At 29.4% G+C, this 26,136-nt stretch carries 27 protein-coding genes and 1 tRNA gene; 6 read left to right on the top strand and 22 right to left on the bottom strand.

What is annotated here, in order from left to right:
* Positions 1-3: 3 nt before the first annotated feature.
* The 6 genes from Q0984_RS07690 to Q0984_RS07665 form a co-directional block, all read right to left on the bottom strand.
* The gene (locus Q0984_RS07690; protein WP_299526016.1) at positions 4-2,262 is read right to left on the bottom strand and encodes a DHH family phosphoesterase; all 2,259 of its coding nucleotides are present in this window, start codon (positions 2,260-2,262) and stop codon (positions 4-6) included.
* A gap of 31 nt (positions 2,263-2,293) precedes the next feature.
* Positions 2,294-2,743: a hypothetical protein gene (locus Q0984_RS07685; RefSeq protein ID WP_365907237.1), complete on the bottom strand. Its 450-nt coding sequence runs from the start codon at positions 2,741-2,743 to the stop codon at positions 2,294-2,296.
* A gap of 259 nt (positions 2,744-3,002) precedes the next feature.
* Positions 3,003-3,395: a desulfoferrodoxin family protein gene (locus Q0984_RS07680; protein ID WP_299526010.1), complete on the bottom strand. Its 393-nt coding sequence runs from the start codon at positions 3,393-3,395 to the stop codon at positions 3,003-3,005.
* A gap of 57 nt (positions 3,396-3,452) precedes the next feature.
* On the bottom strand, positions 3,453-3,821 hold the full coding sequence (gene nifU, locus Q0984_RS07675; protein ID WP_299526006.1) for a Fe-S cluster assembly scaffold protein NifU: 369 nt from the start codon (positions 3,819-3,821) through the stop codon (positions 3,453-3,455).
* A 19-nt stretch (positions 3,822-3,840) separates the two neighbouring features.
* Positions 3,841-5,025 (bottom strand): cysteine desulfurase family protein, encoded by a 1,185-nt coding sequence (locus Q0984_RS07670; RefSeq protein ID WP_299526003.1) that lies wholly within the window; start codon positions 5,023-5,025, stop codon positions 3,841-3,843.
* Positions 5,026-5,058: 33 nt separating this feature from the next.
* Positions 5,059-6,357 carry an O-acetylhomoserine aminocarboxypropyltransferase/cysteine synthase family protein gene (locus tag Q0984_RS07665; protein ID WP_299526001.1) on the bottom strand — a complete coding sequence of 433 codons (1,299 nt, stop codon included), beginning with the start codon at positions 6,355-6,357 and terminating at the stop codon, positions 5,059-5,061.
* Between the two features lie 483 nt (positions 6,358-6,840).
* On the opposite strand from Q0984_RS07665, the gene Q0984_RS07660 reads away from it, so the two are divergent.
* Positions 6,841-7,365 (top strand): flavodoxin family protein, encoded by a 525-nt coding sequence (locus Q0984_RS07660; protein ID WP_299525998.1) that lies wholly within the window; start codon positions 6,841-6,843, stop codon positions 7,363-7,365.
* 8 nt (positions 7,366-7,373) lie between these two features.
* Here the strand turns inward: Q0984_RS07660 and cysS are convergent, their stop codons facing one another.
* The 9 genes from cysS to Q0984_RS07615 form a co-directional block, all read right to left on the bottom strand.
* Positions 7,374-8,720, bottom strand: a complete 1,347-nt coding sequence (gene cysS / locus Q0984_RS07655; protein WP_299525995.1) for a cysteine--tRNA ligase — start codon at positions 8,718-8,720, stop codon at positions 7,374-7,376.
* Positions 8,721-8,756: 36 nt separating this feature from the next.
* Positions 8,757-8,828 (bottom strand) — tRNA-Cys (locus Q0984_RS07650).
* 54 nt (positions 8,829-8,882) lie between these two features.
* Entirely contained in the window at positions 8,883-9,266 is a 384-nt protein-coding gene (locus tag Q0984_RS07645; protein WP_299525992.1) for a transcriptional regulator, read from the bottom strand.
* 9 nt (positions 9,267-9,275) lie between these two features.
* A complete protein-coding gene (gene cysE / locus Q0984_RS07640) occupies positions 9,276-9,989 on the bottom strand; it encodes a serine O-acetyltransferase (RefSeq protein ID WP_299525989.1) in 714 nt (237 codons plus the stop codon).
* 88 nt (positions 9,990-10,077) lie between these two features.
* Positions 10,078-11,025 (bottom strand): cysteine synthase A, encoded by a 948-nt coding sequence (gene cysK / locus Q0984_RS07635; RefSeq protein ID WP_299525986.1) that lies wholly within the window; start codon positions 11,023-11,025, stop codon positions 10,078-10,080.
* Positions 11,026-11,169: 144 nt separating this feature from the next.
* Positions 11,170-11,796 carry an endonuclease III gene (gene nth, locus Q0984_RS07630; RefSeq protein ID WP_299525983.1) on the bottom strand — a complete coding sequence of 209 codons (627 nt, stop codon included), beginning with the start codon at positions 11,794-11,796 and terminating at the stop codon, positions 11,170-11,172.
* Between the two features lie 13 nt (positions 11,797-11,809).
* Positions 11,810-13,126 (bottom strand): 3-phosphoshikimate 1-carboxyvinyltransferase, encoded by a 1,317-nt coding sequence (gene aroA, locus Q0984_RS07625; RefSeq protein ID WP_299525980.1) that lies wholly within the window; start codon positions 13,124-13,126, stop codon positions 11,810-11,812.
* Between the two features lie 71 nt (positions 13,127-13,197).
* On the bottom strand, positions 13,198-13,917 hold the full coding sequence (locus tag Q0984_RS07620; protein WP_299525978.1) for a cyclopropane-fatty-acyl-phospholipid synthase family protein: 720 nt from the start codon (positions 13,915-13,917) through the stop codon (positions 13,198-13,200).
* 152 nt (positions 13,918-14,069) lie between these two features.
* Entirely contained in the window at positions 14,070-16,787 is a 2,718-nt protein-coding gene (locus Q0984_RS07615; protein ID WP_299525975.1) for a valine--tRNA ligase, read from the bottom strand.
* 399 nt (positions 16,788-17,186) lie between these two features.
* Here Q0984_RS07615 and Q0984_RS07610 point away from each other — a divergent pair, with 399 nt between their 5' ends.
* Together Q0984_RS07610 and pheT are read left to right on the top strand one after the other, a co-directional pair.
* Positions 17,187-17,546, top strand: coding sequence for a hypothetical protein (locus Q0984_RS07610; RefSeq protein ID WP_299525972.1), 360 nt, complete (start codon positions 17,187-17,189; stop codon positions 17,544-17,546).
* Between the two features lie 25 nt (positions 17,547-17,571).
* Entirely contained in the window at positions 17,572-19,233 is a 1,662-nt protein-coding gene (pheT, locus tag Q0984_RS07605; RefSeq protein ID WP_299525969.1) for a phenylalanine--tRNA ligase subunit beta, read from the top strand.
* Positions 19,234-19,255: 22 nt separating this feature from the next.
* Here pheT and Q0984_RS07600 read toward each other — a convergent pair whose 3' ends face one another.
* From Q0984_RS07600 to Q0984_RS07575, 6 genes are all read right to left on the bottom strand, one after another.
* Positions 19,256-19,486 carry a hypothetical protein gene (locus Q0984_RS07600; RefSeq protein ID WP_299525966.1) on the bottom strand — a complete coding sequence of 77 codons (231 nt, stop codon included), beginning with the start codon at positions 19,484-19,486 and terminating at the stop codon, positions 19,256-19,258.
* Between the two features lie 10 nt (positions 19,487-19,496).
* Positions 19,497-19,910, bottom strand: coding sequence for a secondary thiamine-phosphate synthase enzyme YjbQ (locus Q0984_RS07595; RefSeq protein WP_299525963.1), 414 nt, complete (start codon positions 19,908-19,910; stop codon positions 19,497-19,499).
* Positions 19,911-19,993: 83 nt separating this feature from the next.
* Positions 19,994-20,212, bottom strand: a complete 219-nt coding sequence (locus tag Q0984_RS07590; RefSeq protein ID WP_299525960.1) for a hypothetical protein — start codon at positions 20,210-20,212, stop codon at positions 19,994-19,996.
* Between the two features lie 9 nt (positions 20,213-20,221).
* The gene (gene rpiA, locus Q0984_RS07585) at positions 20,222-20,887 is read right to left on the bottom strand and encodes a ribose-5-phosphate isomerase RpiA (protein WP_299525957.1); all 666 of its coding nucleotides are present in this window, start codon (positions 20,885-20,887) and stop codon (positions 20,222-20,224) included.
* Positions 20,888-20,901: 14 nt separating this feature from the next.
* On the bottom strand, positions 20,902-21,339 hold the full coding sequence (locus Q0984_RS07580) for a UPF0179 family protein (RefSeq protein WP_299525954.1): 438 nt from the start codon (positions 21,337-21,339) through the stop codon (positions 20,902-20,904).
* Position 21,340: 1 nt separating this feature from the next.
* The gene (locus Q0984_RS07575; RefSeq protein ID WP_299525951.1) at positions 21,341-22,384 is read right to left on the bottom strand and encodes an NAD(P)-dependent glycerol-1-phosphate dehydrogenase; all 1,044 of its coding nucleotides are present in this window, start codon (positions 22,382-22,384) and stop codon (positions 21,341-21,343) included.
* A 150-nt stretch (positions 22,385-22,534) separates the two neighbouring features.
* Between Q0984_RS07575 and proS the strand changes: the two genes are divergently transcribed.
* Genes proS through thiD form a run of 3 tightly spaced genes read left to right on the top strand, consistent with a single transcriptional unit; the run spans position 22,535 to position 25,371 of the window.
* A complete protein-coding gene (proS, locus tag Q0984_RS07570; protein ID WP_299525948.1) occupies positions 22,535-23,944 on the top strand; it encodes a proline--tRNA ligase in 1,410 nt (469 codons plus the stop codon).
* A gap of 11 nt (positions 23,945-23,955) precedes the next feature.
* Positions 23,956-24,630 carry a 2-phospho-L-lactate guanylyltransferase gene (gene cofC, locus Q0984_RS07565; protein ID WP_299525945.1) on the top strand — a complete coding sequence of 225 codons (675 nt, stop codon included), beginning with the start codon at positions 23,956-23,958 and terminating at the stop codon, positions 24,628-24,630.
* Positions 24,631-25,371 carry a bifunctional hydroxymethylpyrimidine kinase/phosphomethylpyrimidine kinase gene (gene thiD / locus Q0984_RS07560; RefSeq protein ID WP_299525943.1) on the top strand — a complete coding sequence of 247 codons (741 nt, stop codon included), beginning with the start codon at positions 24,631-24,633 and terminating at the stop codon, positions 25,369-25,371.
* A 3-nt stretch (positions 25,372-25,374) separates the two neighbouring features.
* Here the strand turns inward: thiD and Q0984_RS07555 are convergent, their stop codons facing one another.
* Entirely contained in the window at positions 25,375-26,133 is a 759-nt protein-coding gene (locus Q0984_RS07555; RefSeq protein ID WP_299525940.1) for an ABC transporter ATP-binding protein, read from the bottom strand.
* Positions 26,134-26,136 lie beyond the last annotated feature (3 nt).

Raw genomic sequence — 26,136 nt, 5'->3', positions numbered from 1 at the left:
CCATTAAAGTTTAGTCATGTTTTTGACTTCATTAACAAAACCATTTAAAACTTCTTCACCTAAACCTTCAATATATTTAATGGAACCTGCGCATTCATGGCCTCCACCATCAATACCTGCAGATGGAATCAATTGTGCTAATTTTGGAACAATATCATTAACACTAAATCCAAATTCTTCATTAACTGCATCAGTAGCTCTAATTACACCAAAGTCAGGACCATGTCCCAATGTTATAATAGGTTTATCTTCTCCTAATGCTTGAACTACACTATCATGGACAAAACCACAAGTTTTTCCAGGTGCAGGGAATGTAAATTTATGAGCATATTTTTCAACATCAATCATATTAAAGTATATTCCATTGTCAAATTGAGTTTTATCAATATTTGGAATAGCTGCTTTAAGTTGAGTATCAACACGTTTTAAATATTCCTTATACAATGCATCAATCATTTTTTCATGTTTATCAATATTATCAACAGCTAAAATAGTATCCATAATTCCCCTACCATTCATAAATCTAAGGAAATATGCTTCAAAATCAACACATTCTGCTACTTTAGCTAAATGTTCCTTAGTAAATCCTTTCTGAGAAGCTAACTCAAGATATTGATAAACTTCACCACATTCAGCATGATCACCTAATGCAGCAATAGCTGGAAGATGTTTAATTAAATCCTTAACTTCCGGATTGATAATATGTGCTACTTCAGTAGCTAATGCTCCTGCAGTTAGTTGAGAATCTCCACCAACTAAATATGGATTTACATGAGTATCAACATATTCATCAACAACAACTGTTCCACCAATAATTTCCCCATCTTTTTCTTGTTTAGTAATTAAATCTCCAGGAGAATGATGATCTATTACTACAACTTCAATATCATATATTTTAGCCTGCATTAATGCAACAATATCCTCTTCAGTAGATCCATTATCTAACAAAACAATTAATGGTAATTTTTGACCATGTCTTTCTTTATCTTCTAAAGCAAATGATAAATCTTTAACTACATCTTCTAGTTCATAAAAAGGAGCTTTACTTGGAGATCTTTTAAAATAATAATATTGTGCATCATTACTTGGATTTACTTGTTCAACAAGAGGCACAATAGCTTTTTCCATAGCTACACCAGAACAGATACCATCAGCATCATTATGGTGTCTTAATAAAATAGATCTACCATCCAAAATAGCTCTTCTAATTTTTTGAGCTGCTTCCCTCATTTTAGGTTTTAATCTATTTAGAACATCACTTTTAACTAAGAAATCCACATCATCAGGTTCAGCTCTTTTATTTAATGCATCTTCAATTAAGTTTTGAAGTTGAGCTTTTCTTTCACCCTCCAACTTAACAATAGATTGAGATTCAATTTGAGGTTTGCCACCATGTTGATTAACTTCACCTAAAACTTCAACTGCATCCCCTACATCAATATCAGGATATGCTCTAACACCTGCTTCATCAAAAGCAGCTACCCAAGTAATATTAGATTCATCAGTAATTGTGAAAATAGTTGGACCTGAAGTTTGCTGTACCTGTAAAACTTCACCATCAACACGAACTAATTTACCCATCTTTTCTTCTAAATCCATTATAATAGTTCTAGGAATAACTTTTGTTTGTTTCTTAATATTGTAATTTCCAACATGAGCTGGAGCCAAATCTATTTTTCTTTCCCTTGATTTAATAGCAGTTATAAATACAATAACATCATCACCAACTTTATAATTAGAGATATCTCCCCTCATAAGTCCCCAAACATTATTATTTAATGTTACAAATGCACCATATTTTTCAACACGAGTAATTCTACCTTTATAAAGTCTGTTTTTATCCATGTCCCTCATTTGACATAACGGGTCTAAAACATAAACATCTTTAACTTCATTTTCTTTTTCCCGTATTTTATCACGTTTCATTCTATCTTCCTTCCTTTTATTATGGCAATCTCTGCATAAATCATATTTTTCATTAATCGGTTTTCCACAGTCATTACATACATTGATTTGACCACTACCATGACAATTAGGACAATCTTCAAAAACTTCAATTTGACCTTTTCCATGACAAATTTCACATGGAATATCTTGATCAGCCCCTAAATCAAATTTAGCTTTTGCATTACTATTAACTCCTTTAAAATGATTTCCTACATCAAAGGAATCTTGGTAACCAGTTCCACCACAACTATCACAATCTTTATAGTCCACAACTACAGAACCTGTTCCATTACATTTTGGGCAATTCTTTTTCAATTTAAAAACCTCAATTTAAAAAACAAAAATTTTATCTAAATAAATTTGGATTATCTTCAATTAACCTATTTCTTGTGTTTTGATGTACCATAGCTTCATCCATCAAGCTATTTGCTTCACTACCATAACTACTACCCGTAGTATTATCATTATTTCTAAGATAATAAATAGCAGATATTAAATTAGATGCTGCATTTCTTTTTAATTCAACTTCATCAATAATTGTATTTATATAATCATTATGAATATCACTAAGATTATCACTATTATTTTGTATAATTGACAAATTTTCTAAACTTTTATTAAAATTATCAGATGCATAAAACACTTTTTCCAGTGCACCATCATAATTTTTATTATTTATTAAATCTACAGCTTCATTGTACTCTTTATCTCCAGCAGCTATATTATCACTAATTTCAGACATGGAATTATCTAACTCATTCATAGAAAATCCAACATAAATAACAGCTATAGCTATTATGATTAAAAGAAAAATAAAAAGTACTACTCTCTTATAATCTGACACAATATAATTTTTATAAAATCAAGTACTTAAAATTTTTTTATTAAATATCCATATAAAATTCGCGAGTTATTCAACATATATATGTAAAGTTATACCACATTCTCCATAAAACTCTTGAAGATTAAATAAATAAAAAAGAAATTACATTAAATTATACTAATTTCAATAAAAAAAAAAGAAGAAATAAATTTTAAGAAAAAAATCTTAAAATTTATTGACTAGCCCAAAGACCATGTAAATTACAAAACTCTTTTGCTATTGGTTCATTTGCCTCAAGTAAATCTGCATCAACAGTAAAGGTAGCTTTTGGAATATCACCAGGTTTAAAATGTTTAATATATGTCTCATCACCAACATTTAACTCAACAAACTGGATGAAATGATCATCATCCATAGGGTGTTGAACTTCACCAACAGCAATTATAACTTTATTACCTTCAATTGACACAACAGGAACATGCTTAGGTGCTTTATCCCCATCAGTTTGAGGTTCTAATACATTTATAGAAGTATCACAAGATTTAGATTCTGCATCAGCACCAACTAAAACTTCAACAATACTTCCACAGTCATCACATTTGAATATTTTTCCATACTCTACCATATACAACATCTCCTCATAATAAATTAAAAGAGAATTTGTATATCTGAGTATATAATACTATTGATTATTTTCATAATAGTTTTCAATAGCTGCCTTAAGTGCATCTGCAGCTAAGTTAGAACAATGCATTTTAACAGGTGGAAGACCATCTAATTCTTCCGCTACATCATTACGACTAATTTTTAATGCATCTTCAAGAGTTTTACCAATAGCTATTTCAGTAATCATACTACTTGTAGCAATAGCTGCACCACATCCAAAAGTTTGGAAAGAAATATCAGTGATAACATTATCTTCAACTTTAATATAAATAGTCATTAAATCCCCACAAGTTGGGTTTCCTACTGTTCCTACACCATCAGGATTTTCCATCTCTCCAGAATTCCTTGGATTTGCAAAATGATCCATAACTTTTTCACTGTACATATTTAACACCCCTAATTATCTAATTTTTTCCCATCATATCTTCATATTTTTCATCAGAATTCCATAAAGGAGACATTTTTCTTAAAGTAGCTACTGATTCTTTTATTGCTTCTACTAAACCATCAACATCATTAAAGTGAGTTTCAGAACCTAATGAAATTCTCAAGGAACCATGTACATCCACATCATCAAGATTAAGAGCTTTTAAAACTGGAGATGCTTCTAAAGTTTTTGATGAACATGCAGAACCAGTTGATGCCTGATATCCTTTTGCATCTAAAAGAAGAATCAATGATTCTCCTTCAATAGATGAGAATCTGAAATTAATAACATTAGGTAATCTTTCATTCCTATCACCATTAAGATAAGATTCAGGAACTACATCTAAAACTTTTTCAATAATTTCATCCCTTGTTTTAATTAATCTTGCATAATTTTCTTCCAAATCATTATTAACTATTTCACAAGCTTTACCAAAACCAACAATTCCAGGAACATTTTCAGTACCAGACCTGATTCCTCTTTCCTGACCACCACCATGAATAAGAGGAGTTATTCTAACACCTTTTTTAATATATAATGCCCCAACACCTTTTGGACCATGAACCTTATGAGATGATAAGGACAATAAATCAACATTTAATTCTTTAACATCAACTTTTATTTTACCGAATGTTTGAACTGCATCAGTATGGAAAAGAATTTTATTTTCTCTAGCTAATTTACCAATTTCGACTATCGGTTGAATAGTACCAATTTCATTATTACCATGCATAATAGTAATTAAAATTGTTTCAGGAGTAATAGCTGCTTTAACATCCTCTACTTTTACAATACCATTTTCATAAACAGGTAAATAAGTTACTTTAAAATCTAAAGTTTCAAGGAAGTGTAAAGTTTCTTTAACTGCAGGATGTTCAATTTCAGAGGTGATAATGTGATTTCCTTTACCTCTTAATTTTAAAGCTATGCCTTTTATAGCTAAATTATCAGATTCAGACCCACCACTAGTAAATATTATTTCTTTAGGATCTGCATTGATAGCATCAGCCACTCTTTGTCTTGCTTCTTCTAAACCTTTTTTAGCTTCACGACCGACAGAGTACAAAGTAGATGGATTACCATAAGCTTCCCTAAAATAAGGTTCCATTTCTTTAAGTACTTCTTCACTGACTGCAGTAGTTGCTGAATTATCCAAATACATCTTATAATCTCCTTTTATTTTTTATTTTGAAATTTAAATTTTATCTAAAGCACGTGAAAGATCATCAATTAAATCATCTACATCTTCAAGACCAATAGATAATCTTACAAAGTCTGGTGTTACGCCTGTAGCTAATTGTTCTTCTTCGCTAAGTTGTTGATGAGTAGTACTTGCAGGATGTATCGCTAAACTTTTTGCATCACCAATGTTTGCAAGAAGAGAGAATAATTCTAAGTTGTTAATAAATTCTTTACCTGCTTCTTCTCCCCCTTCAATACCAACTCCTAAAATACCTGCATAATAACCATTCAAATATTTTTTAGCAGTTTCATGAGAAGGATGAGATTCTAAACCAGGGTAACTTACCCACTTAACTTTAGGATGAGATTCTAAAAATTCAGCTATTTTTAAAGCATTTTCAGAATGTCTTTTTACTCTCACATCTAAACTTTCAAGTCCTTGTAAAAACAAGAAACTATTAGTTGGTGCTTGAGTTGATCCTAAATCACGTAATAATCTTGCTCTAGCTCTTAAAGTAAAAGCTATATTTCCAAGTTCTGGAACATCCCCAAATGCATCCCAAAATACTAATCCATGATAACTTGGATCAGGTTCTGTGAATTGTGGGAATTTACCATTACCCCAATTAAATTTACCAGAATCTACAATATATCCACCGATTGAAGTTCCATGTCCACCAACATATTTAGTTGCAGAAGCAGCAATAACATCAGCACCATGTTCCAACGGTCTTACTAAACCTACACCAATTGTATTATCTACAATTAACGGAATATCATGACTATGAGCAATTTCAGCCAAAGCTTCAAAATCCGGAACATCTAATTTTGGATTACCAATAGATTCACAATAAATTGCTTTAGTTTTATCAGTAATTGCATCTTCAAATGCTTGTAAATCAGTTGAATCTACAAATTTAACATTTCTTGCTAAATCTTTAAAAGTATAATCAAATAATTGGTAAGTTCCACCATAAAGATTATCTGCAGATACAATTTCATCACCTGGAGAAGTGATATTTAAAATTGCATAAGTAATTGCTGCAAGTCCGCTAGAAGTACCTAATCCAGAATTACCACCTTCAATAGCAGCTATTCTCTTTTCAAATACTTCTGTTGTAGGATTAGTTAATCTGGAATAAATTTGACCAAATTCTTGTAATCCAAACCTCCTTGCTGCTTCTGCAGCATCTTTAAATACATATGAGCTTGTTTGATAAATTGGTACTGCACATGCCCCAGTAGTTGGATCAGGTTCTTGACCAGCACGCACACCTAATGTGGATGATTTGTATTGTCTTTTTTCTACCATATAATCACCTATAATTTTTTAAAATATTAATACACTATAACTTCCTTTATAAAAAATCCATATTTTTATCCCTTCTAAACTAACTATGGAAAATATATTATTAAAATATATCATGTGTTATAGCGATATATAACAATAGTTATTTAACATATATAAATGTTTTGGTAAACCTAAAAATCAAGTTTACACTTAAAAATAAACAAATTATAATGCCTGTTATATTACAATATAACAATAGACATTTAATATATATAAATGTTTTTGTTAAAAGTATGATTTTTTCTTTCCAAAGTTCCTTAAATCCATTAAACTTAAAAATTTCACTTAAATTACAAAGAAAATAACTATTAAAACACAGTTAATTTTTAATAAACAAAATCATTTATTAATATAAATAAAATTATTATTAAAAAAATGTTGCAAAAAACAATAATTTAAATATGACTCAAACATAAAATATAAAAATATAGGAGAGTGTAAATTATGAAAACTGTAGCAATCGTAGGAAGTCCTAGAAAAGAAGGAAATTGTGATATTTTAGTAAATAAATTATTAGAACAAATCGATGGTGATAAAAGTATTTACTACCTTAATGAAGTAGATATGGGTTATTGTAGTGCATGTCAAGCATGTCAAAAAGGCGACTGTGTAAAAGATGATGATACTAAAAAAATTATTGATGAAATGATTGAAGCAGACTTATTTATCTTCTCAAGCCCAATTTATTATGGTCAAATGAGCGCACAATCAAAAACATTAATTGATAGATTTTATCAAATTTCACAAAACCCAAATAAAACATTAGAAGGTACAAAAGTAATTCAAGTATTTACTCAAGCTCAACCATCAGATGCATTTAGTAATTATATTGATTCCATGACAATTATGCCTTTTGGATATATGGGTATGGATTTAATTGAAACTATCGTTGCAAAAGGAGCTGCTGGAAAAAATGAAGGATTAGAAGAAGCTATTGAACAAATAGAAAAAATAGGAGATAAATTATAAATCTCCTTCTAATCACTTATTTCATAACCTAAAGAAGTTAATTGATCCCTTATTTTATCAGATAAATCATATTGTTTATTTTTCCTTAATTCCTGTCTAACATCAGAAATTAAATTTAACAATTCATCAGAAGAACCATTATTTTCTATTGTAAAATTAATACCTAAAATATAACTAACATCATTTAAAAAGTTTTTAATAGCTAGTTTATCATCATCATCTAAATCATTGATTTCATGTTTTGAATCATTTATCAATCCAAATATAGCTGCAATAGCTTTTGGTGTATTAAAATCATCATCCATACTTTTAAAGAATTCTTCTTTAGCTATTTTTAATGGATTATAATCAGAATCAACATTTTCAATTTCTTCACAGTCAAATGAATCATAATATTTTTTAATTTTATCTAAACTTTTTTCAGATTGATGAAGTGATTCTTTTGAAAAGTCTATTGGACTTCTATAATGAGTAGATAATACAAAAAATCTAAATGTATCTGCATCGTATTCTTTAAGTAAATCACGAATTGTAATAAAGTTATTTAAAGATTTTGACATTTTTTCTCCAGAAACATTTAAAAATCCAGTGTGTAACCAATAATTTACCATAGGACTTTTTCCACTAACTGCTTCCATTTGAGTAATTTCTGCTTCGTGATGAGGGAATATTAAATCAAGACCCCCACCATGAACATCATATTGTGGTCCAAAATAGTATTCAGTGATAGCTGTATCTTCAATATGCCATCCAGGCCTTCCTTTACCCCATGGAGAATCCCATACAGGTTCATCAACATTTTCTCTTTTTTTCCATAATGCAAAATCAATTGGATTTTTTTTAGTGGTTTGTGCTATTTCTCTATGAGATTCTAATTCATCAATGTTTCTGTTTGATAATTTTCCAAATTCTTCAAAGTTATCTATTCCAAAGTAAACACCATCTTCAGTTTCATAAGCAAAACCTTTATCAATTAATCTTTGAATTTGGTTTATTATTTCACCCATATGATCAGTAGCTCTTGCAAATAAATTAACTCCTGTGACATTTAATTTAATCATGTCTTCAATGTATCTTTTTTCAAATTTTTTAGCTATATCACTTGCTGGAATTCCACTTTCTTTTGATCTTTTTATTATTTTATCATCAACATCAGTTATGTTTTGAATATAAAATACACTATAACCTTTGTACTCCCAGTATCTTTTTATTGTATCAAAAGAAATGTAAGTTCTTCCATGCCCAATATGAGCGTCATCATAAACAGTAGGTCCACAAACAAATAAATTAATTCTATTATCATTCATGGTTTCAAAATTTTCTTTACTACGAGTTAAAGTAGAATAAATCTCCATAAAAATACCTCAAAAAAAGCAATAATTTAATAAAAAAGGCAAGCTAGGGATTTGAACCCCAGTATCATGGTCTGCAGCCACGCACCTAAGCCACTCGGTCAGCTTGCCAACAAAAAATAAAACAGTAAATAATAGTTTGATTATCATCACATATATAGTTTACTATTCGCATTTACTAACTTCAGAACCTAAACAACCTTGACAATCTTCATCAAGATCTGTTTTATCAATGTTTAATTGTTTTAAAACATCTTCAGTTTCAATATTTTTACAAATAGAACAAGTCCTACTTATTATTTCAGTTTTTTTAGCTTCACCATTATGTAATTGGATAGCTAACTCATTAACCATGTCTTTTACATCAGAACTTAATTCAATCCCACTACCTCTTTTATCAGTAATATACTGAGATACAGCAGGTTGAGTTATATCCATAAGTTCAGAAACATCTTTTTGCTTCATTCCTAAAGCCAATAAATCTTTAGCTAATTCAGATCTAATTGCAGGTATTACATACCATACAACAATTTCACAAGGTGGTTTCATAATAATCTCCTATTTTTTTAATACATCATCTAACTCTTTCTCAATATCTTTAGTTAGACAAATTTCATTTTTTTCACACAAAATTTTAATATGTTTGTCATTTTCTTTAAGGTGCTTTGTAAGAGTATCAATTGCATCAGCTACTGGATCAGGAAGTTTATTATGATCCAAATCAACAGTTTTATGATGAACTTCAATATTCTCAGCATTTTTACTTCTAACAATTCTACCAGGAACACCAACACAAGTAGAATCAGGAGGAACATCCTTCAATACAACAGCACCAGTTCCAATTTTAGAATATTGACCTACAGTAATATTACCCATTACTTTAGCACCAGCACCAATAATAGCTCCTTTTTCTACAGTTGGATGTCTTTTAGTCTTTTGAGTAGAGGTTCCACCAAGAATTACACCTTGATAAATAAGTACATCATCTCCAATTATTGTTGTTTCTCCAACAACAACACCCATTCCATGATCAATAAAAACACGTCTACCAATAGTTGCACCAGGATGAATTTCGATACCTGTTAAAAATCTAGCTAAATTTGAATTTATTCTAGCTAGTAACTTTAAAGAGTGATTCCACAAGTAATGACTAACTCTATGCATAATAATTGCATAAAATCCAGGATAACATAAAAATATCTCCAGAGTACTACGTGCAGCAGGATCTTTCTCCTTTATTGTTTTAATCTCACTCTTTAACCTACTAAACATTAACAAACCTCAAAGTATTTTAGAAATATGTATATCTATAAAATATAACACAGTATATACATTTTTCTATAATACATAATATATAAATTTATTCAAATAACCAATCAACAGATAGATATCTTGAACCAGAGTCCGGTAAAATAGCTAATACTCTTTTACCTTTATTTTCTTCTCTTTTAGCTACTTGAATTGCAGCCCATGTTGCTGCACCAGAAGAAATTCCTGCAAAGATTCCTTCTTTTTTAGCTAGTTCAAGTAAAGTATTACCTGCATCCTCATCTTTTACAGGAATAATCTCATCAATAACTTCAGAATCATAAATTGATGGAACAAAACCTGCACCAATACCTTGAATTTTATGAGGTCCTTTAACTCCTTTTCCTAAAGTTTGAGAAGTTTCAGGTTCAACTGCAATAATCTGAACATCAGGATTTTGTTCTTTTAATACTTTACCAATACCAGTAATAGTTCCACCAGTTCCAACACCAGCTACTACCACATCAATATCACCATCAGTATCTCTTAAAATTTCTTTAGCAGTAGTTTGTGAATGAATTCTTGTATTAGCTTCATTGTCAAATTGATGTAAAACTATACCATTTGGAATTTCTTTTTCTAATTCATCAGCTTTAGCTATAGCTCCACCCATACCTTCTGAACCTGGAGTTAATACTAATTCTGCTCCAAAAATACCTAATAATTTCCTTCTTTCAATAGACATGGTTTCAGGCATGGTTAAAATCAATTTATAACCTTTAGCAGCCGCTGCAAAACCTAATCCTATACCAGTATTACCACTAGTTGGTTCTATAATTACAGAATCTTTTTTAAGTAAACCTTTTTCTTCAGCATCTTCAATCATTGCAACTGCAACACGATCTTTCACACTTCCAGTTGGATTGAAAGATTCCATTTTCACATCAACTTCAGCTTCTAAATTTTCAGTAATATTATTTAATTTTACAATTGGAGTATTTCCAATAGCATCAACAACACTATTTAAAACTCCTCTTTTTAATTCTGGGATATTAACCATAATTATTTCTCCTAATTAATTAATTTAAGGTATATTATAAAGGGTTATCATAAATTGTTATAAAGCAATAAGTAATATAACGATAGTTATTGTTTATAACTACTGTTATATAACAATGTTTTTATTTATAAATGTTTCGGAAAATTAATTATAATCACAAATATCTGAAATTGGACAAATTTCACACTGAGGACCCATAGGTTTACAGATAGTTTGACCAAATTGAACCATCAAATCATTTAATTTAATCCATAATTCTTTAGGAGCTATTTTAGCTAATTCCAACTCTGTCTGTTCAGGTGTTTTAGTATTTACCAAACCAATTCTATTAGAAATTCTGTGAACATGAGTATCAACAGGAATAGCAGGAAGTTCAAAAGCATAAACCAAAACACAATTAGCAGTCTTACGACCAACACCAGGAAGTTCAACTAATTCTTTTAAGTTATCTGGAACATTTCCACCATATTGATCAATTAAAATCCTTGAAACCTCTTTAATTCTAGCAGCTTTCACACGATAAAAACCAGAACACCTAATTAACTCCTCAATATCCTCAATAGGAGCATCAACAACTTCATAAATATTTTTATATTTGTCAAATAGATTTTTAGTAGCCTGATCAGTATTTTCATCACGAGTTCTTTGAGATAAAATAGTTCTAATTAAAACTTTGTAAGGGTCTTTATTTTCAAATTCCCTAATTTTATATAATTTACTCAATTCATCAACGATTTTAATAACTTTATCAGTATTTGTTAACTCAGACACGAAAAATCACCTCTTAAAGTAATTCTAACTCTACACCAATTTCTGCCATAGCTTCTATAAAATTAGGAAAAGACACATCAAAAACCTCCCCATTTGTGATTTCTATATCATATTTCAAACCAACTAATGAAAAAGCCATAGCTAATCTATGATCTTTATGTGAATCAACAATACCTGAGTGAATTCCACCAGTAATAGTCATCCCATCTTCAAATTCTTTCAAATTACATCCTAATTTTCTAAGTTCTTCACATGTAGTAGCTATCCTATCTGTTTCTTTAACTCTAGCATGTTTAACTCCAGTAATATTAGTAGTTCCAGTAGCCAAAGATGCTAAAATAGCAACTGTAATTAACAAATCAGGAGCATTTGATAAATCAACATCTATCCCATGCAAATTACCATCAGATGAAATTTCCACATAATCATCAAATATATGTACTTCAGCACCCATTTGTTTTAATATATCCAATATTAATTTATCTCCCTGTTTAGAATCCTTAAATAAATTTAATATTTTAGCATTTCCCCCACAAATAGCAACAGCTGCAAGTAAATAAGATGCAGAAGAATAATCACCTTCAACAATATAATCACAAGAAGCATATTCCTGTTTAGCTATATTAAATTCATCAACACGACAATTTTTAAATTCATTATCACAATCATCATGACGAATATAAAAGTCATTTTTAACTTTAACTCCAAATTTGTCCATTATATCGCAGGTCATATCCACATAAGGTCTTGATTTAAATTCAGGCAATACAAATAAATCAACACCATTTTTAGATAATGGGGCTGAAATTAAAATTGATGAAATATACTGAGAACTAACACTCCCTAAAATATTAGTTTCTCCCCCCAAATAACCTGGTTTAATTAAAATAGGTGCTTTTCCATTATTTTTAATAGAAGTTGCATCTACACCTAACAAAGCTAATGATTCAGTCAAAATCCCCATAGGTCTTGTTTGTAAAGATTCATCTCCAGTTAAAATAACTTCATTATCAGCCAAACTAGATACACTAGTCATTAATCTTAAAGTAGTTCCAGAATTACCTAAATCAATAGGAATTTCTGAAGAATTATGTAATATACCATTGGTTCCAATTACTTCCAAATAATCATTTTTTTTAGTGATAGTTGCACCTAAAGCCTTACAAACATTAATAGAAGACAAAACATCTTGTGAGAAAAGCATGTCATAAAGTTTAGATGTGCCATTAGCTAAAGATGCTAATATAACTGCTCTGTGAGAATAACTTTTAGAAGGTGGTGCTTTAACCTCACCACCAATATTAGAAATATTTTTAACTTTAAGATTCATTGTTATCAATTGTTAATTTACCTTATAATAATTATTATACTTATCTAATTAATTAAAAAATAAATAAACAATTACTCATTTCTTTGAAGTACAATTGATATAAAATTTAAATATTTGCAAGCCCCTGCATCAATAGCTTTTTTATCGCCTGCAGCATATTCATTATTACAATTAATCCAATCCTGCCAAAGTTCTTCGTTTCCTTCCATTTGTTTAATTGAAATAATCTCTGATTTGGTGGATTTAGTAACTATATTCTTCCAATAATTTATATCATGAATATAATCTAACTGTTCTTTATTCCAAGCAAGCAATAATTCTTCAGGCAAATCATCATGACAATCTTTTTTCATACCAGGAACTGCAATGTAAATATAACCTCCAACTTTAACAAAAGGCATTAATTTTTCATCTAAAAAGTTAAAATCCCTTCCAAAATAATTATAAGAATCTGCACAAATTACTGCATCAAAAAACTCATGTGCAAAAGGTAATTCATTAGCATCCGCTTTAATTGGAATTATTTCTTCACTTGAAATTCCCATTTCATCAAAAAATTTCTTGTTTTCTGTAGGATTACTCCACAAATCTGTAGGAAAAACTCTAAAACCATATTCTTTTACAAGAAACACAGAAGTTAAACCATTTCCACTTCCCAAATCCATTACAGTAGCAGAATTTGAAATATTATGATTTACTAATAATTCTTCAACTAATTTTAATGGATTCGGACCCATAATTTTACTTTCAATTAACTTTTTATCATACTCTTTTGATTTCTCATATTTCATAGTAGTCACTTAAAAAACTTGTTAATCAACTTATATAGATAATTATTAAAAAATAGTAGATTTAATCAAATAAAATATCTATAAGTAAAATAATTTTAGATAAAAAAAGAATATAAAGTTTACTATTGGAAAAAATAAGAATTGAAGTAAAATTATCTCATTACTTCAACAATAACATCTAAATTTTCAGATTGTAAGATATCCACTTTTTTACCGGAAGCCCCTACAATTTCTTTTGAGATATTTAATAAATCTTCATCAACAGTAATATCCCCAATAGTTAATTGACCAGATTCTTCTAATGCACTAGCTATTTCTTCAATATCAGTAGATTTCAAGTATCCTATGATTTTTCCAGCATCTTTTTTAAACATTGGTCCAATTTGAGACATGTCCGGTTCTACTTCAATAATTTTTTCATGAACTTCAGGTTTTCCTGTTTTAATAGATAAATCATCGATTTTAAGAGTTCCTTCAATGTCTTGTGAAAATTCATTGAATATTTCAACTAATTTTTTATCATTAGTATAAACATTAACTTCAGCTAATTGAGCGTTGAGAGGTATTTTTGAACTAGATTTAAATCTTCTTACTTCATCAATTAAATCTACAGTTATATTACCTTTGTCTTCATAATCTTCACTTACTAAATCTTCATTAACTTCTGGCCAGGATGTTTTATGAATAGATTCACCTTCACCAAAGTATTGATAAACTTCTTCTGCAAAGAATGGTACAATTGGAGATAATAATTTTAAAGAAGTTTCAATAACATTTCTTAATGTGTATTTAGCTGCTTTTCTTGACAAATCACTTACATCATCATTGTATAATCTGTATTTTACAGCTTCAATGTATTCATCACAGAAATCATGCCAAATGAATTTTTCAATAGATGTGATTGTATTTGCAAAGTCATAGTTAGCAAATGCATTATCTACAACTTTATTAAGGTTGTTTAATTTAGATAAAATCCATAAATCAAGAGGGTCAAAGCCATCTTTTACCTCATCATAGCTAACTTCTTCATCAAATATCTGCATACTAATAAATCTAAATGCATTCCAGAATTTTCTTAAGAATCTGTAACCATGTTTAATATCTTTCCAATCAAAGATTACATCTGAACCAGGCACACTATTAGCAGCCCATGTTCTTAATGCATCTGCACCATATTGTTCAATTACTTCATCTGGTGCAATTACATTCCCCCTGGATTTACTCATTTTATATCCATCTTCACCAAATACCATACCATTAATTACAATATCATCAAATGGTTTTTTACCGGTTAAAGCTAAACAACGAAGTGTTGTATAAAATGCCCATGTCCTAATAATATCATGACCTTGTGGGCGAATATTTGCTGGGAAATTGTTTTCATAACCTTCATTAGGCCATCCTGCAATTGAAAGAGGTGAAATAGAACTGTCCATCCATGTATCTAAAACATCTTCTTCTCCAATAAATTCTTCACATCCACAACTACATGCTTTTTTAGGTTTGTCATGAGTTGGATCAACAGGTAAATCTTCAACATCAGGAAGCATTACTTTTCCACAATCTTTACAGAACCAAACAGGTATTGGAGTTGCAAATAATCTTTGTCTTGAAATACACCAATCCCATTCCATAGAATCCGCCCAATTAATCATACGACTTTTCATATGTTCTGGAACCCAATTCATTTCTTCTGCTGCATCTTTAGTTTGCTCAATTAATTTATTTACTGCTACAAACCATTGTTTTTTAACTAAAATTTCAATAGGAGTTTTACATCTCCAACATTGCCCAACATTCTGATCGATTTTTTCTTGTTTTAAAAGATAACCCTCTTCATCCAAGTCTTCAATAGTTTTAGCCTTACAAGTAGCTAAATCCATCCCTTCATATCTTCCAGCAGCTGCAGTTAATCTACCTTTTTCATCAATTGCATCAATAATTTCTAAATTATGTTTATTTACCCAGCTTACATCAGTTTTATCCCCAAATGTACAAACCATTACCGCACCAGTACCAAATTCAGGATCCACTTCTTCATCCGGATAAATTTTTACTTTTTGATGAGATAATGGAACTTCAACATATTTATCTACTAAATGACCATATCTTTCATCATCAGGATGAACTACAACAGCTACACAAGCAGACATTAACTCAGGACGAGTAGTAGCAATCATTACACCTTCATCTTTAGGATTAGCTTGTTTACCTGAAACTTTAGAACTAGCTATATCATCATAAGAATCTTCCATAGCTGGCGGGAAGTTAACATAATTTAAAAATGTTTCATTATCACTATATTCAACTTCTGCAAAAGCAATAGCTGTTTCACAACGAGGACACCAATTAACAGGATGAATACCTTGATAAATTAATCCTTCATCATACATTTTTAAAAATGAATATTGTGTCCTTTTCATATACTCCGGAGTCATTGTAATGAACTCACGACTCCAATCTTGTGAAAAACCTAAAGATTGCATTTGGTCTTTCATTTTAGCTATATTCTGGGTTGTTAACTCAATACAATATTCTCTGAATTTAGCTCTAGAAACATCATTTTTCTTAATTCCATGAGTTTCTTCAACTTTAACTTCAGTAGGAAGACCATGACAATCCCATCCTTGAGTAAAAAGGACATCATTACCTTTTAATCTCCTATATCTTGCATTCATATCAATGTAAACCCAATTCAATACATGACCTAAATGAATAGAACCAGTTGGATATGGTGGTGGAGTATCAATTATATATCTAGGTTTAGTTCCATCACCAAGGAATTTATAAAGTTCCTCATCTTCCCATTTCTGCTCCCAAATCTTTTCTTTTTTAAAATCATAGTCTTTAGGAATATTCTCATTTGACATATCTTTTCTCCAAATAATTAAATAAAAATAATATTATTAATTATATAGTTCTTCATTTAAAAATCTTAAGAAAAAATTCACCATAAAAATTATTATTTTAATTACACTAATGCAACAAATAATAATAAATAATTCTATTTTCTATTTTTATCATTAGAATTTCTTTAAATAATATTTCCCAAAAAATATTATATCTTAAAAAACCTACCAAAAAGTAAATTAAAAAGAAACCATAACCAAATAAAATATCATCATGACCAATATTTACATAATAATATTAAAACATTTTATGAAATATTTAATTAAATACAGTAAAATAGAGAATCTATAAAAACGATAATTTAATAATTGATTAATACATTAAATAATAAATGTATAAAAAATAAAGGACTGTTAACAATGGAATTATTATGGTTTTATGTTGCAATCGTACTAGCTATAAGCGACACAATCCACACACAAATTGTATGGAAAATCTTTAATAAGTTCTACCTTATTTTAGCAGGAATAATTAATAATTCAGTAAATGCTCCCTGGAAAACTTGGATTATACATGAATTAATGGAAGCTGGATTCCATTTTATTTTTGTGTCAGTAGTATTTTTAAATTTAGAAGTGGGACTTTTAGCAGCATTTATCCACTTTGTAATAGATGTAAGTCACACATTATTTATTAACAGTCATATGAATGAATTAGAACACAGATCATTACATTTTGTAATTGAATCAATATTCTTCATAGCTATTTATGGATTATGAAAATAATTTTATTGGAGTATATTAAATGCCAGTTATTACATTCAAATATCAAGATTTAAAAGATTTAGGAATAGATATGGAAAAAGATGAATTAATAAACACCTTACCTATGATGTCAAGTGATATCGAAGACTTTAATGATGAAGAAATTAAAGTAGAATTTTTCCCGAATCGTCCAGACAATTTATCAGTAGAAGGAGTAGCTAGATCTTTTAAAGGATTTATCAATCAGGAAACAGGACTTCCAAAATATGAAGTTACACCATCAAATGAAAGTGTAATTGTAGATGCTGAAGTAGCTAAAATCAGACCATACATTGCATTTGCAAAAATAGAAGGAGTAGATTTTACTGGTGATAAACTTAAATATATTATGGATTTCCAGGAAAATCTTCATTGGGTAATCGGAAGAGATAGAAAAAAAGTAGCTATTGGTATTCACAATGCAGATGTTGTATCCCAACCATTTAATTATATAGCTACTCCTAAAAATGAAAATGCTTTTGTTGCTCTTGAAAAAGATACTCCAATGACTCCTGAAGAAATATTAACCCAACACGACAAAGGAGTTGCTTATGCACACCTTCTTGAAAATTTTGATAAATACCCGTTGATTGTTGATAAAGATAATCAAGTACTTTCCATGCCTCCAATTATAAATGGAGAACTTACAAAAATTCATGAAGGCGTGAAAAATATCATTGTAGATGTAACTGGAACTGATGAACGTGCAGTAAATCAATGTTTAAATATAATCTGCAGTTCATTTGCAGAAGTTGGTGGAAAAATAAAAAGTATGGAAGTTAAATATGAAGATAAAACAATAATTACTCCTGATTTAACTCCTCAAGTAAAAAATGTCCATGTTGACGTGACTAATAGTTTAATTGGTGGAACTAACTTAAATGCAAAAGATATACAACAGTTATTATCTCAAGCTCGTTTTGACTCAGAGATATTAAATGATAATGAATTAAAAGTTTACATTCCTTCTTACAGGATAGATATTCTTCATGAAGTAGATGTTGTTGAAAATATTGCAGTACAATATAGAATTAATGATGTTGAAGCTAAACTTCCAGATATTTCAACAATAGCTTATGAACATGACTGGTTTAGGTCAGAATCTATTATGAGAGAAGTTATGATTGGATTAGGATTCCAGGAAATTATGAGTTTAATGCTTACTAATGAAGATGCACATTTCACTAAAATGAAACAAAAAGAAATCAATCATGTACAGGTAGCTAGACCAATTACCATCGATAGAACTATGATTCGTACCAGTTTAATTAACAGTTTAATGGAGTTCTTAGAAGATAATAAACATGAAGATTTACCTCAAAAAATATTTGAGATTGGTGATGTTTTATACATGGATGAAACTCAAGAAACCAAAGTAAGAGCTTCTAAAAAACTGGCTGGACTAATTTGTCACTCAAGTGCAAACTTCACAGAAATCAAATCTGTTGTAACTAGCTTACTTCAAAACTTAGGTTATACTATGGAAATTAGCGATAGTACCAATCCTAGTTTCATAGCTGGAAGAGTAAGTGATGTAAAAGGAACTTCAGCTAATGGAACTATAACAGGTTTCTTTGGTGAATTCTCCCCAGAAGTAATCACTAACTTTACTTTAGATTATCCAGTAATCGGATTTGAAATTGAATTTAACCCTCAAGAATAATTCAATTTCTTAATTACTCTTTTTAATTGTACATAATCTGTTTTATTAGTATAATAACAATATTTTGAATAATTCCTCCATCAGTACCATAACTTTTCATTTGAACATCAATTTCAGAGTAATTTACATTAGGATTATCTTGAGAAGTATTATTAACTGAAATGTTTTGTAAATATTCACCAGATTGTGGCGTTTGTTCAACAGCTATTAAAACACCAACAACAGCTATAATTACAATTAAAATAAAACCCATTTATTCATTGTTATTCTCCAATTATTGTTATGTTAACTATCCTATTATGTCTTGGTCCATCTAATTCTATAAAAAATATTGATTGCCAAGTTCCTAAATTTAATTTATTATTCAATATAGGAATAGACTCACTAGAAGAAAGTAAAAATGATTTTAAATGAGATTTCGCATTATTATCAATATCATCATGTTTATAGCTAAATTTATTAGAAATTATATTAGATAATGCAAATTCTAAATCTTCGAGTAGACCTTCTTCATTTTCATTTACACAAATAGCTGATGTAGAATGTTTGGAAAATATATTTACAATCCCATTACTGATATTAGAATTAATTATTATTTCATTAATCTTAGATGTTATATCAATAATTTCAAAATTTTTATTTGTATCTAAATTAAACTCAGTATTTTCAATTAACATTATGAAAATATTATATAAAACTAGTATTTAAAAATTAAAAAACAAATAAGCCTATAAAAATTTATAGACTTCTTTCATTAGAATTAATAATTATTTCTTCTAGAATATGCAATGTAAACAATGAATATTCCAATTAATAGAAGAACAATTTGTGGAAATATTGCAAATAAAACAACTGGAATCAATTTTAATTCTGCTAAAATCCATAAAACAGCATAAATCACGATTAAAATTCCCATAAGCATAGCTATTTTATTAGCTATTTCTCCAAAATTATATGGAATTCCACCAGGTATTGGCATTTTAACACCTCATAATTCTTTTATACCTTCAGAAGTACCAATTATAACTTTATCAACCATTTGAGTAAAAATACCATTTTCAACAACACCAGGAATAGAATTTAAATCTATTTCTAAGTGCATTGGACTTTCAATTTTTTCAAATTTAGCATCAATAACAAAGTTTCCATTGTCAGTTATAACTGGACCATCTTTACGTTCACCCATTCTTATTTCACATTTTGCACCCATATCTTCCAAAGTTTGTACAACTACACGGGATGCATCAGGTATTACTTCTACAGGTACTGGGAAATTTCCAATTTCATCAACATATTTAGATTCATCTACAATTACAATAAACTTTTTTGCAGAATAATCTACAATTTTTTCTTTTGTATGAGCTGCTCCCCCACCTTTAATAAGATTAAGATTTTTATCTACTTCATCTGCACCGTCAACAGCTAAATCAATATCATTTTCCTCTAAGCTAGTAATTGGTATATTCCATTTTTTAGCTAATAATAATGACTGGAAAGAAGTAGGAATTCCTTTAACATTTATTCCTTCATCAGATATTCTTTTACCTACTGCTTCAATGAAATAATGAGTAGTGGATCCTGTTCCAAGTCCCACTACATCTCCATCTTTAACATATTGTGCTGCTTTATAACCTGCTTCTTTTTTAAGATTCATAATTAATCCCTCATTTAAATAACAAAACCTAATGTTAATTTATTAAGTTTATAACCTTTTTTACATTCACCTTTATGTTTCCCATAATTCTTTAAAACAATACATTTATCATTATCCACTAATCCTTCAGGGAAACAATATTCATTATATTCACAATCTTCATCACAATCAATAGACTTATAGGAAAATGTAGATCCTTCAAAAACACTTTTTGAAGGAGAAAGTAAAGTTATGCTAGACCTTTCCACTTCAACTGGGACAACAATATTTTCAGCATGAATAGGGCATTTTTGCTCATTATCACGAATGCCTACAATTTTGTATTTTCTATTTTTTTCTAGAGAATCTACACATGATGCTTTAAATCTACAGTTTTTACATTCATCTGCAGGACCATAAAAAACAAATTCATTACCCTCTTTTGCTAAATCTTTACCAATCAATGTAATCATTTTATATCACCCTAGTTTTAAAAGCCAATTCATAAGCGGCATCCTTAGATATACCATTATCTCCCAAAATAGTATATCTTTCTGGTCTAATTGTATGTGCCATTGTTAATGCATCAATAACATCTTCATCAGCAATTCCCAATTCCTTAGCTGTTGTTGGAGCTCCGACTGCTTTCAAACTATCTCTAATAAATTTCCAATTTCCACCATATAAATACATCATCAATATAGTTCCAACACCACATTGTTCACCATGTAAACAAGGTTTTTCTAAAATTTTATCTAATGCATGTGAAAATATGTGTTCTGATCCACTAGCTGGACGACTAGAACCTGCAATACTAATTGCCATTCCACTACTGAATAATGTTTTAACAACTAAACGTGCACTTTCTTCTAAACCTGGTTTAATATTGTCTACATTATCAGTAATCATTTTTGCAGACATTATAGATAATGATGCTGCAGATTCACTATATGGCTCATTTTTTAAACGATGAGCTAATTGCCAATCTTTAATTGCTGTGAAATTTGAAATTAAATCAGCACACCCTGCAGATAATAATCTGGAAGGTGAATTTGCAATAATTTTACTATCTGCAATAACAGCTATTGGTGCATGTGCTTTAGCAGATGTTGAAGTTTTAGGATTTTTTATGGAAGCTAAAGGAGATACAATACCATCATGTGAAGCTGTAGTTGGCATGGAAACAAAAAATACATTTTTATTATAAGAAGCTAATTTAGCTACATCAATAACTTTTCCACCGCCAACACCTAAAACAGTAGTTTTATTAGTAATCATGTCACTAACTTCTTCTACTGAATCATAAGATACTTTTTCAACAATTTTAACATCTACTTCAATGTCATTATCTTCAAAACTTTGAATAGCATGTTTTGCTGCAATATCATAAGTATTTGGACCTGTTAAAATTAAAACTTTATTATCTAAATGTAAATCTTTACAGATATCTCCAGTTTCATATATAACCTCAGGACCAATATAAACCTCACGAGGCATTTGTATTTTTCTAGAATTCATAAAATATCTCCTAAACACATTATACATTTGTATATTTTTAGCTTGTACTTATAAATAAGTTATCATTTATGTGAAACAACAATTTCTTCAAATATATTTAATAGGCATTAACAACTAATATAATTATTATAAAAATTTAATTAAGGTGATATGGTGGAAAATTTTAGTGAATGGTTTCATGATATATTAGAAGAAGCTAACATAACTGATTCAAGATATCCTATTAAAGGAATGGCTGTATGGATGCCCTATGGATTTCAAATAAGAAGGAATACAACAGATTTAGTAAAAGAAATATATGATCGTGATCATGACGAAGTTTTATTCCCACTTCTTATTCCTGAAGCAGAATTAGCTAAAGAAGGATTACATGTAAAAGGATTTGAAGATGAAGTTTATTGGGTTACTCACGGAGGACAAACACCCTTAAATGAAAAATTAGCTTTAAGACCAACTAGTGAAACATCTATTTATCCAATGTATGCATTGTGGATTAGATCACATATAGATTTACCTATAAAATATTATCAAATTGTAAACACTTTCAGATACGAAACAAAACATACCAGACCACTTATTCGTGTTCGTGAAATTACAACATTTAAAGAAGCTCATACTGCACATGCAACTAAAGAAGAAGCTGATGAAGAAGTTGAAAAACATATTGCTAAATATAAAGAAATATTCGACACATTAGGAATACCATATACTTTAAGTAAAAGACCTGAATGGGATAAATTCCCCGGTGCTGACTACACAATGGCATTTGATGCAATCATGCCTGATGGAAAAACATTACAGATTGGTACTATTCACAATTTAGGTCAAACCTTTGCAAAAACATTCGATATAACTTTTGAAGATAAAGATGGAGAACATAAACTTGTTTATCAAACTTGTGCAGGATTATCTGATAGAGTAATAGCTTCTGCAATTGGAGTTCATGGGGATGAAAAAGGATTATGCCTCCCACCAGAAATTTCACCAAATCAAATAACAATTATTCCTATTTTATTTAAAAAAGGAAAAGAAGAAGTTTTAGCTAAATGTAATCAACTTAAAAAAGAGTTCGAAGATGCAGGATTGCGCGTAAACATTGATGACCGAGATATTAGACCAGGTAAAAAGTTCTATGACTGGGAATTAAAAGGAACCCCAATAAAACTTGAATTAGGTCCTAGAGATCTTGAAAACAACAAAACAATAGTTATGCGCAGAGATGAATTAGAAAAAATTGAACTTGACTTAGATGAAAACCTTGTTAATAATATATGTAATCTAATTAACCAATATGAAGAAAACTTATCTAAATGCGCTTGGAACTTCCATGACGAACATGTTAAATTTGCATCCAGTATAGATGAAGTTAAAGAATTAATTGAAAACGGAAATGTTGTAGCAGTTAATTGGTGTGGAGATACTGACTGTGGACAAAAAATAGAAGAACTCACAGGTTATTCTGTTTTAGGTATTTATGAAGAACTTGAAAAAGGTTCCAAAAAATGTATAATCAGTGATGAAGATGCAAAATATGTAGCATTAATAGCTAAAACTTACTAGAGATGGAAACTATGGATGATATTTATGGAATAATACCTGTCAGTAAATTTAAAGAATGTAAAACTAGGTTATCTCCATTTTTAAATGAAAATGAAAGGGAAAACTTATTAAAAGTTATGCTTAAAGATGTTACAGATACCTTAAGGAAATATACTGACAAAATAATCATTATTAGTGCTGATGAAGATGTTCTGAATTATGCTAAAAGTTTAAATTTAAATATTTTAAAAGAAAATGAAAATTCAAACTTAAATAAAGCTTTAAAACAAGCCATGGAATATTGTAAAGGTAAAACTAAAAAAGTAATTATAATGCCATCAGATATTCCTCTTTTAGGTAAAACTAATCTTAAAATGGTTATTGATTCAAGTAAACAATTGGATTTCATTATTGTTCCTTCAAAAGGAGGGGGAACAAATGCAATCATTATGAAACCATTAGCAATTAGAACTAAATTTGGAGATTTTAGTTATAAAGAACATGTAAATGCTGCAGATAGAAAAAAATTAAACCCACAAGTTCACGACTCCTTATTTATGGCGTTGGATGTTAATACTACTGAAGATTTAGGAGAAATAATGGTTCATGGGGAAAATACTGAAACTAGGCGTTATTTAAAAGAATTAAAAATAAATGTTGAATCAGTACATGGTAGTGAACGTTTAAAAGTCACAAGAGGCAGTTAAATGATTGTAATGTCCATAGCAGGAGTAGATCCCTCAGCTGGAGCAGGTATTTTTGCAGATCTTAAAACTTTTCAAGCATTAAAAGTTTATGGAACTGGAGTTGTAACTGCTCTTACTGCTCAAAATCCTAATGAAATGTTTTCATTGCAAGCTGTTGAAACTAGTTATGTTGAAGAACAGCTTGATGCTGTTTTAGATAGTTATGATATAGAATACATTAAAACCGGAATGTTATATTCAAAGAGTATTATAAAATGTATTTCTAAAAAAATTAAAGAATACAATCTAAAAGCTGTTGTTGATCCAGTTATGGTTGCAACTTCTGGTGGAAAATTAGCTAAAAATGATTTAAGTCATAGTTTGCTTAAATATCTCCTCCCCCATTCTATTTTAACAACCCCCAATATATCTGAAGCTGAAAAATTAACTGGAATTAAAATAAATAATGAAAATGATGCTAAATTAGCTTGTGAAAAATTAGGAAAAACATGCAATAATATTATAACTGGTGGACATTTAAATGGAATTAATACTATTTTTATTGATGGGAAAATTAGTATTTTAAAACAAGAACTGATTAAAACCAGTAATTTACATGGTAGTGGTTGTAATTTTTCAGCAGCTATTGTAAGCTTTTTAAGTAAAAATAACGATTTAAAAACAAGTATTTTAAAAGCTTCCAATTATACTTATGAAAGTATAAAAAATGGAAAATATGGAACTTTAATAGCTAATATATAGCTATTAAAAATCTTCCACATTTAATTTTTCAAGGATTTTTTCTTGAATTTCAATAAATTCTTTAGATTCTCTTTTTCTAAGTCTAGGCATGTCTACTTCAAAGATTTCTTTAATTTTACCTGGATTTTTATCCATTATAACAATTTTATCTGCAAGATAAACTGCTTCATCAACATCATGAGTTACAAAAACAATAGTATTGTTAAATCTTTTCCAAACACCAATCAATTGTTCTTGAAGCATGTGTCTATTTTGCATATCCAATGCAGAAAATGGTTCATCCATAAGTAAAATAGGAGAATGATTAAGCAAAGATCTAATAATTGCAACCCTTTGTTTCATACCACCGGAAAGTTCATAAGGATAACTATCTTTAAAGTCAATTAATCCAACACTTTCAAGATATCTTTCTGCAGCTTTAATATTTTCTTCCTTATTTGAGTCTTTTTTAAGATTAAGACCAAATAATACATTATCTAAAACTGTTAACCAAGGAAATAAAGAATATTGCTGGAAAATAACCGCCCTATCTCCAGAAGGTTCATTAACATGTTCACCATCTGCTATAACTTCCCCATCAGTTGGATGATCCAGTCCTGCTATTAATCTAAGAAGTGTTGTTTTACCACAACCAGAAGGGCCTAAAAGACAAACGAATTCACCATCTTTAATATTTAAATTAACATTATCTAAAACTTTTATATCATGATCAGAACCACGAGCATGAAAAGATTTATTTATATTTTTAATTTCAATTGCCATTTA

Source organism: uncultured Methanobrevibacter sp., from assembly GCF_934746965.1.
In the GTDB taxonomy this organism is placed as follows: Archaea; Methanobacteriota; Methanobacteria; order Methanobacteriales; family Methanobacteriaceae; genus Methanocatella.
The sequence above is the reverse complement of the archived record's forward strand: the minus strand, read 5'-3'. Positions and strand labels throughout refer to the sequence as shown.